Source organism: Nostoc sp. C057 (assembly GCF_013393925.1).
Lineage (GTDB): Bacteria > Cyanobacteriota > Cyanobacteriia > Cyanobacteriales > Nostocaceae > Nostoc > Nostoc muscorum_A.
In genome coordinates this window covers 20,613-35,862 of the sequence record NZ_CP040286.1, presented here as the reverse complement: position 1 = coordinate 35,862, position 15,250 = coordinate 20,613, and the positions used below count along the sequence as shown (strand labels likewise).

Annotated in this window: 15 protein-coding genes and 1 pseudogene; 3 read left to right on the top strand and 13 right to left on the bottom strand. The window is 43.6% G+C overall.

The window, feature by feature from the left end; genetic code table 11:
- Positions 1–59: 59 nt before the first annotated feature.
- Both FD724_RS34370 and FD724_RS34365 read left to right on the top strand, forming a co-directional pair.
- Positions 60–422, top strand: coding sequence for a type II toxin-antitoxin system RelE/ParE family toxin (locus FD724_RS34370; RefSeq protein ID WP_179076167.1), 363 nt, complete (start codon positions 60–62; stop codon positions 420–422).
- Positions 397–708, top strand: coding sequence for an addiction module antidote protein (locus FD724_RS34365; protein ID WP_179076166.1), 312 nt, complete (start codon positions 397–399; stop codon positions 706–708). The genes FD724_RS34370 and FD724_RS34365 overlap by 26 nt, the downstream gene beginning before the upstream one ends.
- A gap of 71 nt (positions 709–779) precedes the next feature.
- Here FD724_RS34365 and FD724_RS34360 read toward each other — a convergent pair.
- Positions 780–944, bottom strand: a pseudogene (locus FD724_RS34360) (tyrosine-type recombinase/integrase); the annotation flags it as partial.
- 273 nt (positions 945–1,217) lie between these two features.
- On the opposite strand from FD724_RS34360, the gene FD724_RS34355 reads away from it, so the two are divergent.
- A complete protein-coding gene (locus FD724_RS34355) occupies positions 1,218–2,135 on the top strand; it encodes a LysR family transcriptional regulator (protein ID WP_179076165.1) in 918 nt (305 codons plus the stop codon).
- A gap of 92 nt (positions 2,136–2,227) precedes the next feature.
- Here FD724_RS34355 and FD724_RS34350 read toward each other — a convergent pair whose 3' ends face one another.
- The 12 genes from FD724_RS34350 to FD724_RS34295 form a co-directional block, all read right to left on the bottom strand.
- A complete protein-coding gene (locus FD724_RS34350) occupies positions 2,228–2,788 on the bottom strand; it encodes an HPP family protein (protein WP_179076164.1) in 561 nt (186 codons plus the stop codon).
- Between the two features lie 73 nt (positions 2,789–2,861).
- Positions 2,862–3,437: a TetR/AcrR family transcriptional regulator gene (locus tag FD724_RS34345; protein ID WP_179076163.1), complete on the bottom strand. Its 576-nt coding sequence runs from the start codon at positions 3,435–3,437 to the stop codon at positions 2,862–2,864.
- A gap of 54 nt (positions 3,438–3,491) precedes the next feature.
- Positions 3,492–5,117, bottom strand: a complete 1,626-nt coding sequence (locus tag FD724_RS34340) for an AMP-binding protein (protein ID WP_179076162.1) — start codon at positions 5,115–5,117, stop codon at positions 3,492–3,494.
- Positions 5,118–5,389: 272 nt separating this feature from the next.
- The gene (locus FD724_RS34335) at positions 5,390–5,947 is read right to left on the bottom strand and encodes a cupin domain-containing protein (protein ID WP_179076161.1); all 558 of its coding nucleotides are present in this window, start codon (positions 5,945–5,947) and stop codon (positions 5,390–5,392) included.
- Positions 5,948–5,961: 14 nt separating this feature from the next.
- Positions 5,962–6,396 (bottom strand): hypothetical protein, encoded by a 435-nt coding sequence (locus FD724_RS34330; protein ID WP_179076160.1) that lies wholly within the window; start codon positions 6,394–6,396, stop codon positions 5,962–5,964.
- A 239-nt stretch (positions 6,397–6,635) separates the two neighbouring features.
- On the bottom strand, positions 6,636–7,661 hold the full coding sequence (locus FD724_RS34325) for an iron-containing redox enzyme family protein (protein WP_179076159.1): 1,026 nt from the start codon (positions 7,659–7,661) through the stop codon (positions 6,636–6,638).
- Positions 7,662–8,088: 427 nt separating this feature from the next.
- Complete coding sequence (locus FD724_RS34320) at positions 8,089–10,059, bottom strand: spondin domain-containing protein (RefSeq protein ID WP_179076158.1); 1,971 nt, start codon at positions 10,057–10,059, stop codon at positions 8,089–8,091.
- Between the two features lie 481 nt (positions 10,060–10,540).
- Positions 10,541–11,644: a WD40 repeat domain-containing protein gene (locus FD724_RS34315; protein WP_179076157.1), complete on the bottom strand. Its 1,104-nt coding sequence runs from the start codon at positions 11,642–11,644 to the stop codon at positions 10,541–10,543.
- Positions 11,645–11,688: 44 nt separating this feature from the next.
- Entirely contained in the window at positions 11,689–12,255 is a 567-nt protein-coding gene (locus tag FD724_RS34310) for a ferric reductase-like transmembrane domain-containing protein (RefSeq protein ID WP_179076156.1), read from the bottom strand.
- Positions 12,256–12,831: 576 nt separating this feature from the next.
- Entirely contained in the window at positions 12,832–12,978 is a 147-nt protein-coding gene (locus FD724_RS34305; protein ID WP_179076155.1) for a hypothetical protein, read from the bottom strand.
- 35 nt (positions 12,979–13,013) lie between these two features.
- Positions 13,014–13,565: a carboxymuconolactone decarboxylase family protein gene (locus FD724_RS34300; RefSeq protein ID WP_179076154.1), complete on the bottom strand. Its 552-nt coding sequence runs from the start codon at positions 13,563–13,565 to the stop codon at positions 13,014–13,016.
- Positions 13,566–13,919: 354 nt separating this feature from the next.
- Positions 13,920–14,792: a tyrosine-type recombinase/integrase gene (locus tag FD724_RS34295; RefSeq protein ID WP_256874688.1), complete on the bottom strand. Its 873-nt coding sequence runs from the start codon at positions 14,790–14,792 to the stop codon at positions 13,920–13,922.
- Positions 14,793–15,250: the final 458 nt, after the last annotated feature.

The window sequence follows — 15,250 nt, the reverse complement described above, 5'->3', positions numbered from 1 at the left end:
TCTGCAAGAATCAACCAGGGGTTGAAACTTTGTCGCTTTTAAGCTACAGTTTATAATCTATGGCTGATATCGTTCGTCAAAAAACACTGCTAGTCTATGCTACAGAAGACGGCAAGGAGCCGTACACCGAATGGCTCTTAAGCTTGAAGGACTATGTGATCCGTTCCAGGATAATCCGACGGATAGAGCGACTCAAGCAGGGCAATTACGGGGATTGCAAGTCAGTTGGCTCAGGCGTGCAAGAAATGAGGTTTTTCTTTGGCAGTGGCTACCGCGTTTACTTTGGAGAATCCGCGAACGATCTAGTAATTCTTCTATGTGGTGGCGACAAGGACAGCCAGGACAGGGACATAGAAAAGGCTAAAGGATATTGGCAGGCTTATCAGGAGGAACAGGATGAGCAAGAAACTGAGAAACCATGACGAGGTTGTGTTCGAGCAAATGCTGAACCCGGAAATGGCAAAGGCTTACCTGGACGTTGCCCTTGAAGAGTACGAGCAGGATGGCGATATTGCGTTTTTTCTGGAAGCGCTGCGGAACGTGGTGGAAGCACGGGAGGGGATGACGCACCTTGCGGAAAAAACGGGTTTGAACCGCCAGAATCTTTACCGAGTCTTGTCGCCAGAAGGCAACCCAGAACTGCGAACCATCAGCCTTATTCTGCATCATCTCGGCTATCGCCTGAGTGTGCAACCAATTCAAAGCTGAAAATTTAAAACGGCTCAGACCATCGCTTAACTAGAAGCGCATCTAATTTTTAGTTCTCAAATAGCTCTTGCTCAAAAATCCAAAGCAGAGATAGCGTTCTGCTTCTGCTTCTCAGTGACACCCAGATAACGCTCCAAAGCTGCCAAAGTCCGATGCCCCGATATCTCCTGTATGTGGCGCAACGGTATCCCGGCATCGCTCATCCTGGTTAACGCCGTCCTCCGAAAACTGTGGGTCTACATATAGTCCTGCTACCCGTACACAGTCTAGCCGAATAGTAAGTGAACCTGTTCTAACAACAGTTCATTCTCTTCCCCAAGTTGCGCCACTTGCGCCAATAGTTGCTCTCTTTACTCTTCTAGTCGTGTATTACTTAGTTGATGATACTGATTTTTTCTGAACCATTGCTCCAGTCAGGTAAAAATACTCCATCTGTAAAAAATCTGGATTTCTGCAACTTCGGTTTGTAGATTCAATGTATTACGATAAAAATGAGATGCCTACTACTAATGGATATTTATCAGATTAAGTATTTTTTGGCAATCGCAGAGATGGGTGGATTTACCAAAGCCGCAGAACATCTATTCGTCTCTCAGCCTTCTTTATCAGCAGGTATTAAAAAACTAGAGCAAGAACTGGGTGTTACCTTGTTCGAGCGTGGGGGAAGACGTGCCATTCTAACACCTGCGGGTAAGCATTTTCTAGAAAAAGCAAAAACTATTTTGAATGAATATCAGTCGGCAATGTATGAACTCAAGGGCTTCCATACTAAGAAAACCTTGAAATTGGGCGCTCTGCGGACAATTCGGATTGCTGAGTTATCTGGGCTGATTGGTAGTTTTCGGGCAAAGTATCCTGATATGTCCATCGAATTGTGCGATGGCAATATTGAAGAACTGAGAAAATGGTTAGAGCAAGGCGAAATTGATTTGGCTGTTACGGTATTGGGCAGTTGTGTAGATTCTAAAACCTCTCTAGCTCTGTTTCAACAGCGTCGCCTGCTAGCAGTAGCCAAGACACATCCTCTGGCTCAAAGAGAAACTGTCAGTTTGGCGGAACTGGATGGACTTCCATATATCGAGCGGATCAATTGTGAAATGTGGGGAGAGTCGCAGAATTTGTTTCAATCCCAAGGCATTGCTCTGCATACTATATACAGAGCGGATCATGAAGAGTGGGTTATATCTTTAGTTGCAGCAGGTTTAGGAGTGGCAATTATGCCAGAGTGGCAAGGCATACCAGATATTACATACATCCCTATTACTAACTTAAATCTCGTTCGCACAGTTGGGCTGATTTGGAGAATGCGACAGGAATCAGACGTTGTTCGTGTATTCCGCACCTTTGCAACTAGTCACTATTGGCAGAAAGGGGTTGTGATCAAAACTAGTGGCTTTTCTGAAAGAGTAATAGTAGGGCTGAAATGAGCAACCGAAGCTGATCACACCCATACAGGATAAGGGCTTTCAGAGCATCTTGTAGGGAATTACACGGTTATTGACAGGATGCCCAATTTGCTTCACCAATATTTCGGGTATCTACTTTCGCGGGTAAAATTATTATAGAGAAGCGCAACCAAGATTAAAACTACTGCCCCAAAAAGAGTGGGAAACAGCAGAAAACTCCATACTGGTTTTGTAAGGTAAATAATAACTGGATTGGAGCCTGCTGGTGGGTGAGTTGTTCGGGTAAGCATCATCACAGAAATGGCAGTACCAACAGCTATACCAACTGACCACCAGGTTGCGCCAAAAAGCGTCAGACATATCAAACCAATCAAGGAACTCAAAAAATGACCTCCAAGAATGTTTCGCGGTTGTGAAAAGGGCGCGTCTGGAAACCCAAAAATCAAAACACAGGACGCTCCAAAAGAGCCTAGTACAAGTGCTACAGAAAATGTATTGGAGAGAAGTGCAACTGCACTGATTGCCACAAATCCTCCTAACCAAGCAAGTATTATTGCTCTAGCCGAATGCTTAGGAGGCAGTTTAGTATTATCTCCTTTTAGCTTCTCAAAGAAATTTATCCAAGACGCTGCTTTTCTGTTGCTACCAATATCGCTATTTGATTGCCTTACCATACACTTTTACCTCAAATTATTAGCTACTTTGTACAGACTGGTCTGTCTAACACAGTCAAAAAAAAATGGTTAATTAATTAATTAACTGCCTAACTGCTTCTCGTGCAGCTTCAATAGATCCTGTTGACTGATAAATTTGACTCTTAGTAATTGCTCCTTCAAACAGAAGATAGATTAAATCGGCAAGCATTGCTGTGTTCTTTTTCTTGGGTGAAATATTCAATCTGTCAACAAGTTGCCTAATATAATCTTGCAAAGCATTTTTGTGGTCTACAACTAAGAGCCGAATTTTACTGTCGGGTGAAGGAAATTCAGAGGCGATGTTTAAGAAAGCACAGCCTCTAAAGTTGCTATTAGGCAACCATCGTTCTAGAAAAGTAAACAGACTCAACAAACGTTCTTGGTCATTTTCATTCTGTTCAACCTCTTGCTGCAACCAAGAAAACCAATCTTCATGACGCTTGTGCAAGTATGCTATACACAACTCTTCTTTGGAGGAAAAATGGTGATAGAAACTTGCTTTGGCTACCCCTGCTTCGGCAATCACTTGATTGATACCAGTAACATGGTAGCCTTGCTCGTAAAACAGCCTCGATGCTGTTTGTAATATTTTTGTACTGGAGTCACCAGATAAATTTTGTGAGGTCATAAGATTAAGAATACTTTAGACAGACTTGTCTGTCTAGTCATGATCTGAATATTTTTAAATTTTCAGTTCGCAGCGCCCAAGCGTCTCCTTTACTAACAAATCCTTGCGAACCTTGCCCGTCGCCGTCTTGGGCAAGTCGGTGAAGAAAAATACTTGGGGCTGCTTGTAAGAAGCAAGTTGAGACTTACAAAAATGCTGCAAATCTTCTTTGGTGAGGGCTTGGGAATCCACTGCTTCGACGAAAGCAACCAACAGGGTGCGGTTTTTTCCTAGCTCTTCGGGTGAGATACCGATGACCGCAGCCTCTTTGACCTGTTCGTGCCGACATAGTACATTTTCAATCTCGATGGAAGAAATATTCTCCCAACCATAGTCTGTTTCTACGTAAATTAAATCCTTCAGGCGGTCTCGAATCTCCAGATAGCCATCTGGATGGATAATTGCCACGTCGCCGGTATGGAACCATCCATCTCGAAAGGCTTTTTCGGTAGCTTCTGGATTTTTGTAGTAACCTGGCGCTACTGTATTACCCGCCACAATCACTTCCCCCAAAGTAGAACCGTCCCAAGGAACATCTTGCTTTGAGACATCCACCACTCGCAATCCCGTTCCAGCATGTATAGTTGCCACTCCTTGACGGGCGCGCTTGAGGGCACGGTTTGAAGGCGGCAATGCCTGCCAGTCTTCTTGCTCCTCACAGACGGTGTAGGGGCCGAAGGTTTCATTTAACCCATATTGGTGGATAAGCTTGACCCCCATCTCATCTAATTGCTGGATCAAGGTGGGAGCAGGAGCAGCTCCCCCTGTGGTAATCGTCAGCCCCCGAAATGCTTCTTTGTCGCCAGGGGCTGATGCGAGCGATCGCACAAGGCGAGGCGCACCAGATAGGTGGGTAATTTGATACTGGGAGACTGCCTGACACACCGCAGAGCTATCTCGGATTTGATGACTTGGCAGAATAACTTGAGTGGCTCCTACGGCAACATTTACCCACATGTGCCCCCACCCATTAACATGAAACATGGGGAGCAGCCACAGATATTTAGAGGCTCGGTTGAGTCCAATCATCAGCGCCTGCCCCAGTGCATTAAGGTAAGCACCTCGGTGATTGCAAATTACCCCTTTTGGACGACCAGTAGTACCGCTCGTAAAGTTGATAGCGAGGGTATCAAGTTCGCTGATAACAGTTTGATCCAGCCTAAAATACCCATTTTCACCTGCTAGACAAGTTTCGTAGTCGAGAAATCCAGAATAGATTGGGTTGGCTGCACCATCGATAACGATAATTTGTTGCAAGTGGGATAAGGCAATCTGAGGGTTAAGGATAATTTTCTCGCTGAAGAAAGCATCCACAATCAAGACTTTAGCCTCGCAATAGTCCAGCAGGGATACGATATCTTGCGCCGCCAGCCAAGGATTAAGCATGACGATCGCGGCACCGATAGCTGGAATGCTGAAATGGGCTTCGATTGTCTGTCGGTTGTTCTCTGTTAGGAGAGCAACCCGATCTCCATACCCCACATGGAGTCGCTTCAGCACTTGTGCCAGACAGCGAGATCGGTGCAATAGCTCGGCGTAAGTCATTATTCCATCAGGGTAGACGATCGCGCTTCGGTTAGGAAATGCCTGACCACTGCGCTCTAAGAAAGTGGTTGGACTCAAGGGTACATAGGAATGCATAGGTTCTCTTTTAATACGAACTGATATAGCCAAACAAGGTAAAAGTAAAAAGTTAAAAGGCAAAAGAAAGAAAAATGGTTTCAAGCCAAATGTCATGAAGAAAAGGTGACATTTATTTATCGGCGAATGGTACGAAGAAAAGGTGAAACCTCGCCTTTCTCCCAATACGGTTCGGTTAAGCTAGTGGGATGTTATGGTATGTAGAGACATTGCAACGCAACGTCTCTACATACTCCTCTGCCTCTTCATTGACCACAAAATCAGATTTATCCTCAAACAGGATTAATATCTTCGTTACCTGAAGCAAACTCGTTCCACAAATCAGGCCGCTGCTTGACCTTGATATAACGCGTAGCCAAAATGGTGCAGCCATTGATGGAAGCCATTGTATGAAAGGTGCCTGGTGAACGAAGTATTAATGATCCGGGCAAGAACGTAACACCATTCTCTATATAATCCCCGGTTAACACCACGACCATTTCATACCCTATATGTTCATGCAAGGCAATAAATGCGCCTGGCTCATATTTAAGAATTGCGGCATCAGGGCCTTGCGGGTCTTGGTCTACCAGACTAAAGATTGTGTGAATCCCAACACCTTTTCTCACCTCTGGTTGATAAGGTACGAACTCAAGATCATCTGGCAAGAAAACATTTTCCATACCCTGGAACTTAATTACCCTGTCGTTAATGGAATTGTATGGGAATGGCTCGAACTTTACTTGTCCATTGCTCATCAATTGGCCATTTCTGGGAATTGGATCGTCACCTTTGTTTTTGCCGTTGTATCCCGCTAGAAGTCTTTTTGACATTTGATCTTTGTTTGACATTTGCTTCTCAATATTTACGTTGATTGAATCTTTCTTTGTTCTTGGCTAAGACCGTTGTAACCCCAGCTTTTTCCATCTATTTCTTGGATCGAAATATAGTTGGGGTGGGGCGCACTGCCAAGAGCCTCTGTAACGAGTCTCCAGGCTTGTGCTATCCACTCAGCTTTTTCTGAGTCGGTATTTGTTCCTTTTGTGACAATAATGCTCAATTCAAAAATTGCTTCATCATCACTTTTAACAGCACCGCCTACATACCATTGCGCTTGCTGATCGACGGCTTCAAAACGAACAACAATTACTTGTTTATTTTTCCTGAGAATTTTCTCGGTTATCAAAGATAAACTTTCAGCAAGGCTGCTTCTGATCTTTTCAGAAGATATCTTATTAGCCCTTAGTGTTATGAGCGGCATAGCTTGTATTCCTTCTCGTTTAGTTGGTAATGCTACCAATGCTTAAACCGTAACGGCAAAGACATACACTTCGGCTTTGATTGTTTCAAACACCACGTCAAGTGTTCAAGCGACGAATAGTATGCTTGTAAAGCACTAACCCAGGTATTTGGGGTGTATGGAATTAAGAAGAAGTAAGCCCTGTTTCACAGTCAGAAGTTCAATGTCTCTCTACACCCGACAAATAGTCCCCGATACCCTGCCCTGACTAGGTTTCACCTTTTGTTCGGGACATTCGTTCAAGCGGCGGAGAGTCCTTTGTTGGCTTGGTTGCGGCCTTCTAAAATGCCCTTGAGAATGCCGTCATAAACTCCGGCTCTGGCTTCGAGCATCCGCATCGCACTAGAGAACACCTTTTGCAAGTCTTCAGAAGTGTGTATGTAGGGTTTTCCCGCAGCAAACCACCCCTCCCCGTGGTCTTCATCAAGTTCGCAGTGAACGACAAAGAATTTCACCATATCTTCACTCAAACCGCGACGGCGCAGATGTCCCAAAACTCGGCGCTGTTGGAGGGGAATTGCCAATTCTAAAGCTCCCATCCCGCCAATGCCGTAATGAAGTCCATCGGCAAACCAGCAGAGGTTAATCTTAGTATTGAGCAGGTGACAAGTCTCTGGGTTAACATCCTCTTCCCGCGCTCCGCCGAAGTAATCCATTAGGGGTTCAAATAAATTGGGGTGAGCCTGGGCAAAATTCCCTTGACCGAACTCGTCATGGAGATTGTGATAGAGTTCTTCGCGCATCTCAAAGGGCACAATCAGGCTAAAGGCGGCAACGTGCAGGTGAAAACGTTGCATATTGACTCGGTAATTGGCAAGGAAATAGCGAACTTCTTCATGGCTCAAATCATCGCGATCAAACAGGTCAAATAGTGGATGGTGGTTGACTCGATGCTGGCTAATTCGCTCTTTTAGCCACGGCATGAAAACTTCAAAGCGATCGAGTTCACGAGGGAGTTGTTCCTGGGGTAAGTATTGCTGCTCAACTTGCTCAATCAGGTGGCGAAGTTCCCATTCTCTGAGGAAGCGGGGAGTTGCTAACCCAAACCCCTCTCGCATCAAGCGCAAGTTCATGTCAAATAAAAGGAACTGAATTTTTCGCCAAGCAAGACCTCCTTTATTTTGAAAACCTTCATGTGCCAAATTTTCGACTTGCTCGATGGGGTATACATACTGCTTAAAATATTGCTTAAGCACTTCCCAGGAATTGGTCTGTACTAAGTCTGATTTGACTGATAATCTTTCAGAGTAATTCAATTTCAACATTCTCTTTCTTCCTTGGTAAAATCTATGTTAATTCCTATTTTTTAGGAACTATGGTTATCAAACTGTTAGTGAGCCGACATCAAAACTAAAACAGAAATAGGGGCTGAAAAGGCTGAATTTTTCCTTGCCGATAACGGTGTTACGTATCAACAATTAGCAAATTATTAAAGCTTTAATTTCCGAATGTGCAGACATCTCGGCTCAATGCCAATATCGGATTAAATAGCAATTTCATTTTTGTAAGCTTTTCGTAGCAAGCTCTTCAGACGTTATGTGGTGGCTAATGTCAGGCTCGCTACTTTCTCCACATGTTTAGGCACAAGAGCATTTCAAAGTTTCACTAGGGTTTTATAAGAGTTGAACTAAATCTTATAAAACCCTTTTGTGTCAACCTTTCCTAGTCTTTTATCTTGTATTCAGATGACTCTTAGGCTTTCTCAATCGTAATGCGTGCTATTTTATAGCCTGTAGCCGTAAAATCAGCATTAACAAATCTAGAATCACTCAGAATCGGCCCATTTGGTATAAAGCCTGGGTGTTGAAGAACCACGCCCTCTTCTTCAGGAATGCCAGTGTTAGGAACCATCTGACCGAAGAAAGCAGTATTTGTGGGATTTTCATCGTTGACTTCAGTACCAGCATCGTTTACCTCAGCGCCAGTAACTACAAAGCTAGTAGGGATAAAATTACCATCATCATCAAAGATTTTGTGTTGATGTGGGTTCTCATTAGCAATGAAAGCATCATTACTAGGGATGATCATTGTAGCGTAGCTAAAATACTGGCTAGTGGAAATGCTGCTCTTATCGAATGTCAACGTCACTGAGGCAGTTTGACCAGGGGCAATTGGAGCAATTGGACGAGCGGGGCCACCAAATATTGTCCCTTGGACAACACCAGATCCACTCTCAGAAAAGAACTCAGCAAAGGGTTCAGTTAAGCCATCCTCTACTAAAGACTCCAAACTGGGGTTCAATAGGGATTTGCCTCTTTCGTAAATCTTAAATGTGCCATTGTGTAAGCCAACCCAAAGGGGAGTCAGGAACGTGCCCTTGTCTGGTGCTAGGTTTTCAACACTAACTTTCAACGTCACAGATACCGCAGATGATGTTGGCGTTAGGAAGTTTTCAGACACGAAATCTGCCAATTTTGTGCCAGAGACATAAGCTGCATCTGCATCCCATTGATAATGGACACCGAGATAAACACGACTGCGGCCATTTTCCAAAGCTGCTGAGGAGAAGCTATTGAATGTGCGCGTGATCCTAATGCCATTATTACCCCTGGCAGCTGGATCTTCTGATGTTGCTGTGAAGGTAACATTGTCCGTGCCAAAGAAGTTGCGTAGGATTCCGGCATGGATTGCTCCGAAAGTTGCGTGACCAGAAATATACGCTGGGAACGGAGGCGAAAAACGAGTGCCATCAGCATTGGGCGACAGAGGTTTCCAGGTGGGGTCGGCGATCGTTGCAGGGTTTCCGTCCGTATTTGCCAATTGAATTGCACTTTCCGGTCTCCACAAGTCCAAATCGGTGTTGTACTTCGCATCCCAAGCCAAGATTCCTGCATCCCCTAAACCTAAACCCACAAGGGCAAACAGTCGTGCATTCTCGGAAAAGCTCAGACCCTTCAATTTAGAGACAATCTGGGTTATGGCATACAGCTGTCCGGGTGGCTTATAGGTTCCATCAAGATCGTTTGCCCAGAAAAGAGCAATATCGGTTTGTTCTTGGGTGCGCTCAGTGGAGTTAGCAGAACCAAGGCGTTTTACTTCATTGACTTGAGCAGCATATTCGACACTGGCGAGCAGAGCCTGCTTGGTCTTGAAGCCGGCTGGTCGAGTCGGACGGAAGCGCTCTATTTCTGTCTTTGAGAAAGGTTTCACTTTGCCCCAATTCGGAGTAACTGGAGCGCCAGAACCAGTTGAACGCCAATCACCGGGCTGATTTCCAGGAGTATAAGGGGTGTTGTCGTTATACCCGTCTGCTTGGCGATTTTGAATGATTGCTTGAGCTGCTGCTATGCCAAGTTCTTTACCATCTCCGATGCTCTGTAGCGATACACCACTTGCTTCAAGTTCTTCAATGGCTTTTTTGCGTTCTGCATCGAAGAAGCTATTGTTTTTATCCTTGGACTTGGGAAAATTAGCATTAGGATAAACAATGTCGCTGGTTAAGACAGTATATGCAGCGTAAACTGCTGCCGCTTCTTTGGAAGCTCCTGGATTTGCCGGAATGATTTCTAAATATGGTTTGTGTGTCTTCTCAATGGAATTGACTGCATCATATATTGCAGCATGTAACATGGCACCTGTACGGGCGATCGGCCCAGGTGCGCCACCGTTTAAACGGATTGCTTGTAAATATACATTGTTCCAATTGATAACTTGATCTGACATAAAACTCCTTTGTATTTTGTTTGTTTTTGCCCTATTGTCGGTAAAGTTCAGTTCAACTAAACCCCGTCTATTTTGAAACCTAGAGTTTTTTAAGAAAGTATATTATTCTGTCGTGGCTTTAGTTTTGAGCTTTAGCCTCATTACAAAAAACTACGGTTTTCACAGTAGACGCGGTTTAAATTGAAAGTTTGAACCTTATCTACTTAGGTGGTTAGAATCACAGTCGCGGCTAAATCGGGTGTATCTCACTTTTGTGGATATATACTGATCTACAAACTGAGATTGATGCTTTTCGTATTCTTTCTCAAATATTTTTGCGAAGCTGAGATGCTCTCGACTAAATCTGCCTCTATAAATAAGTTAGAAAGTCGATTATTTTCCTTTTTAATTTACAGTGGCGGGCTTCGTCCGTTTAACTGCAAAGTCCATTTGCCAAGACTGGATGTAAGATTTGAGGTTAAATATTGTTGGCTATATTTCATCATTGTATTTTCTCCAGATATCTGTATTCGGTCTTTGAAAGCGTATTCTTTAATTTTTGAGTTTGAGAAGTTGTGTCACTCTTTACAGTCCATAGTTTGATGGTTTGATCACCACTACCACTAGCTAGAGTCTGCCCATCTGGACTGAAAGCAACAGACCACACAGGGTTGGTGTGCCCCACAAAGTTACCTATGAGTTGACCAGTAGCTAAATGCCACAGCTTGATTGTTCTGTCATTACTACCACTGGCTAAAGTTTGACCGTTCGGACTGAAGGCAACAGACCACACGGCTCCAGAATGCCCCGCCAGTGTCTGTAACACTTTGCGATCGCTCAGATGCCACAGTTTGATTGTTTTATCGACACTACCACTAGCCAAGGTCTGTCCATCTGGACTGAAAGCAACAGACCACACGGCTTGAGAATGCCCCATTATGGTGTGCAGGAGCGTAGGACTGCGAGTATCTAACTGCCAAATCCTTATGGAGCCATCTGTACTACCACTGGCTAAGGTCTGATTATCGGGACTAAAAGCAATAGACCTCACCCAGTCTGCATCCTGGAGCGTAAAGAGTTCTTTGCCTGTGTCCAGATTCCAGAGCTTAATGGTCTTGTCGGCACTGCCGCTGGCAAGGAACTTGCCGTTGGCACTTATAGCAACAGCCTCTACATCGTCCTTATGTCCATCAAGAGTACTTATTAAAGTACTTGTTTTCAGATTCCACAGCTTAATCCGGTTATCCCAACTACCACTAGCAAGGATACGGCCATCAATACTGATGGCGAGGGATGTCACTGCATCAGTATGACCTTTGAGGGTATGGAGTAATTTGCCAGTATGCAGATTCCAAATTTTAATCGTCCCATCATAGCTGCCATTGACTAGAGTCTTGCCATCTGGACTAATGGCGATCGCATAAATCCAGGCTGAATGGTCTTTGAGAGTGCGATCGGGTTGAATAATTGGGAGAGATAAAGATTTAACAGCAGGTGTAAACATCTTGAATGGCGACTGTAATCTAGACAAGCTGATCCCCACAGCGGCTGTAGTACTAATTACCAAGGCTGTTGTAAGTTTCCTATAAATTGGTTCTGACAGCATTAATAGTCTTTCCAATTACACAATATATTTGACAAATAGTGACATTATTTAGTGATTTTAGTTGGCAACTTTGCTGGAGTTAGCTTCGGTTCAGATATTTGTTGCTTACCCTGGTGTTCAATCCTAAGTCTGATCACAAATAAAGCAATAATTCCCATGATAATTACAATACTAATAGGAGTTAAATACGTCCAATGACCAGACATTTTGTCCCAGATATGCCAAGTCAAAACAAACATAGCTAAGTAAGTTAGCTTATGTAATTGTTTCCAGTTCTTCTTCAGCTTTTTTACACTCCAATTGTTAGAAGTTACAGCGAGAAGTGTAAAAATCATCAAAGTGGTTATTCCTTGGATATAAATCTCAAATGTCTTTAGGTCAAAAAAATCAAAGTTTCTCTTCTGGATCATCAGTAATCCGTGACCTAAAGCTAAACAGAAAGAGATAATACCGATACTGCGGCGATGTTTCAGCAGCAATTTAGGAATACCAGTCTCTTTGGTTTGGGGAAAAACAATTCTCAGAATTGTGGGGAGTAATGTTATAGAATAGCTAACTAATGCTATCAATCCGAGAACATTAGCTAAAGATGGTTCATCTATTGTGACCATGATTAATTTCTGTTGATTGTCTAAAGATAATTGACGCTTGAGGTGTATTTAGTAAATTACTAGCGTATTCTCATTAAATAGGTCTTTTTGATATGATATGACCTATTTTTATGACAACAATTGTTTTAAATTTCACAATGTTATTTTTTAACTTTCTTCTGTCAGCACTTTCGCCACTTTCGGGCACTTATTAATCTATCGCTCACTAATTTAGTTTTTATGCATTTTTTTTAAACTTACTTCAAAAATTGACAATTTTGAAGTAAGTTTAATTGTTACCTTCAGTCCCTTAATAAGGGTCAGCCAAATAAACTTAGTTTATGCATTATTTCGATTTTCATAATAAAACTTAATAAAGTTGAATTTGCTGAAAGACCCTAATAAGGGCATAATTCAGAGAAAAGCGCTCAACGTTTAGAATTACTGTTACTAACAATCACCAACCAGGTTGGTTCGTCCTAACCAAATAGATCCTAGAGCGGTAAAACTTGCTAGAGGTAGGTTGGAAGCATAGTATACTCATTTGATATTTTCTAAGACGCATACGTAATTAAGCCTTTAGTCTCACCTCTCCAGTTAGTTTTGCCGTTCTAGAATAGATCCTTGGACTGGTTCCTTGAAAATACCTGTTGACCAAGGACGCTTATTTGGGTCGGATGCACCTTCAACGCCAAAATATTTTGGTAAGCTGACTTGAATAGAAAGCAGGGTAGGGGCGTTCATGCTTATGACTGTAGTGGCGAGTACAAGCTGTTAATTCAGGCTACCTTCGCGTCACCGAGTACTACCTTAGGGAAATCTACTTCGGTTTCGGCTATATGGTTGAAGTAGTTGGTGAAGATATTCAGGATGACATTGGCAATAATCTCGACAATTTCAGCATCGACATAACCCGCTTGGTGTAAACGGTTGAGATAGTCTGTAGTTACTTTACCCTGGTTAACTACAATTGCGCGGGCAAATTTCAAGGCCACATCAACCTTTGGATCGTCGGAAAATGACAGGCGACCAGAGTTCAGATCCTGCTCGCTCAACCCTACCATCTTCCCGATAGTAGTGTGTGCTGATAAACAATATTCGCAGCTATTAATTTCGGCAACTGCCAAGGCTATTTGCTCGCGTAACTGAGGACTGAGAACACCTCCAGCCAAGGCGTTGCTAAAGCTCAAATAACCTTCCAGCATAGCGGGCGAGTTTGCCATTGTCCGCATCATGTTCGGTACCATACCCAATTGTGCTTGGACTTGAGCTAACAACTCCCTGACTTTGCCAGTTGCTTGCGTTGGATCTAGGGCTATTAGTTTAACCATATTTCTGTTGTGGGATTAAGGATTGACTATATTTCCTATAATTGCCCCAATGACTATATAAAGCCAGACGGTTTTTTGCATCAAATCCATAGATAGTGTCTATAACTTGCTTTCTTATCAGCAAGGAATCGCTAATTAAAATGGCCTAAACCAATTCTGATTCGCAATGAGACAACAAATACTAACTGTGCCGTCATACAGGGTCATGAAGACTTGCGCTTGCCTACCCGTTGAGCCAGCTTGCTGCTAAGTTCCGCCTGATTCTGTTTGCGGATGAAAAATGCTCAACCTACTAAAAGATATTCTCTTTAGAAGTCATAAGCTTAATAATTCCAAGTTCCGAAAAATCAAAATTTAAAATGGCTGAGACCATCGCTTAACTAAAACCTCCCCAGAACTCCTATCAGGGCTAACGTGCAGATATTTACTCGTGGTATCCAAACTTGTATGCCCAAGAGTCGCCTGTACCAAATGCACCGGAACACCTTCATCTAATGCATGGGTAGCATGACTGTGCCTAAACCAGTGCGCTGAAACATTCATAGCATTCTCTAATTCTGCTGCTGCCGCCGCCCTTTTCACCACTCGGTCAATATGAGAAGGGGCCAGAGGTCTACCCGTAGCACTGGCAAACACAGGCGCATCCTTCAACGCTTCAGAGCGCAGTGCCATTAACTCCACCCATAGCGACTGGGGGACATGGACTCGGCGAGTCCGCCCACCCTTGCCGTAAACATTAATCTGCCCACCGCCAGAGCGAGAAGCAATCGCATCCTTCCACCGCAAACCGCACAACTCAGACACCCGAATCCCAGTTAAATACAAAGTTTTTAAAATTAACCGATTGCGCTTGTCAGTTGTCGCTGCAATCATCGCATCCACATCCGACGGTGTAAGAATACGCTCCACCAAGGTATCTTTCGGCTTGGGCAACTTGAACTGCTTGGGGATCGGACTGCGAGAAATCGGCGGTTTCTCCAAACTGGTTACATAGGAAAAAAACGCCTTGAGAATGTTGAGATGCTTAACCTTGGTCGTGTCTGCCTCTTGCAGGAAATCTAACCAATCCCGGACGTGACGGATCTGAATGTCAGCGATCGCATCGACACAGGTAAAAGTTAAGAACTTGCGAATGGTATTGTGATACGAAGCCCTTGTTTTACCATGATGTACGTCCAACCATTCTTCCACCAACTCAGTCAGCGTTCTCATTTCAGCAACAGGCATGTTATGAGTAGAAACCTACTATTACACTCCATTCTCCCAGAAAAGCTGATTCTTTCGTGAACGACTTCACACACTTTACCCTAGCTTATCAATCGCTCCGCTTGCGATCCTGATTCTCTCGTTGATTGATAAGTTTTACTTAAGTCGCTTCATCAGGTGGAGGAATGCACCATGAAAGCTGGATGCAATACCAGATTTAGGAGAAATTGATATCAATGATGATATCAACGCGGATCTTGATCCGCCCCGCAAGCAGATTTTCACCCCAGGTCAACCATCAACGGCAGTCTGCACCAGCGTCTACACTATGTCTAGACTGAAAACTGGACATTAAACTTACCTCAGAGGTTGCGTGCATCAGTAGGTTATGCGCTGCAATTGAGAGTTTTTGTAGTAATGGAACAATTTTCGTCGATAAGCTTATAACGCTTGCTCAGTTTGGGTTTCCCAAACAACTA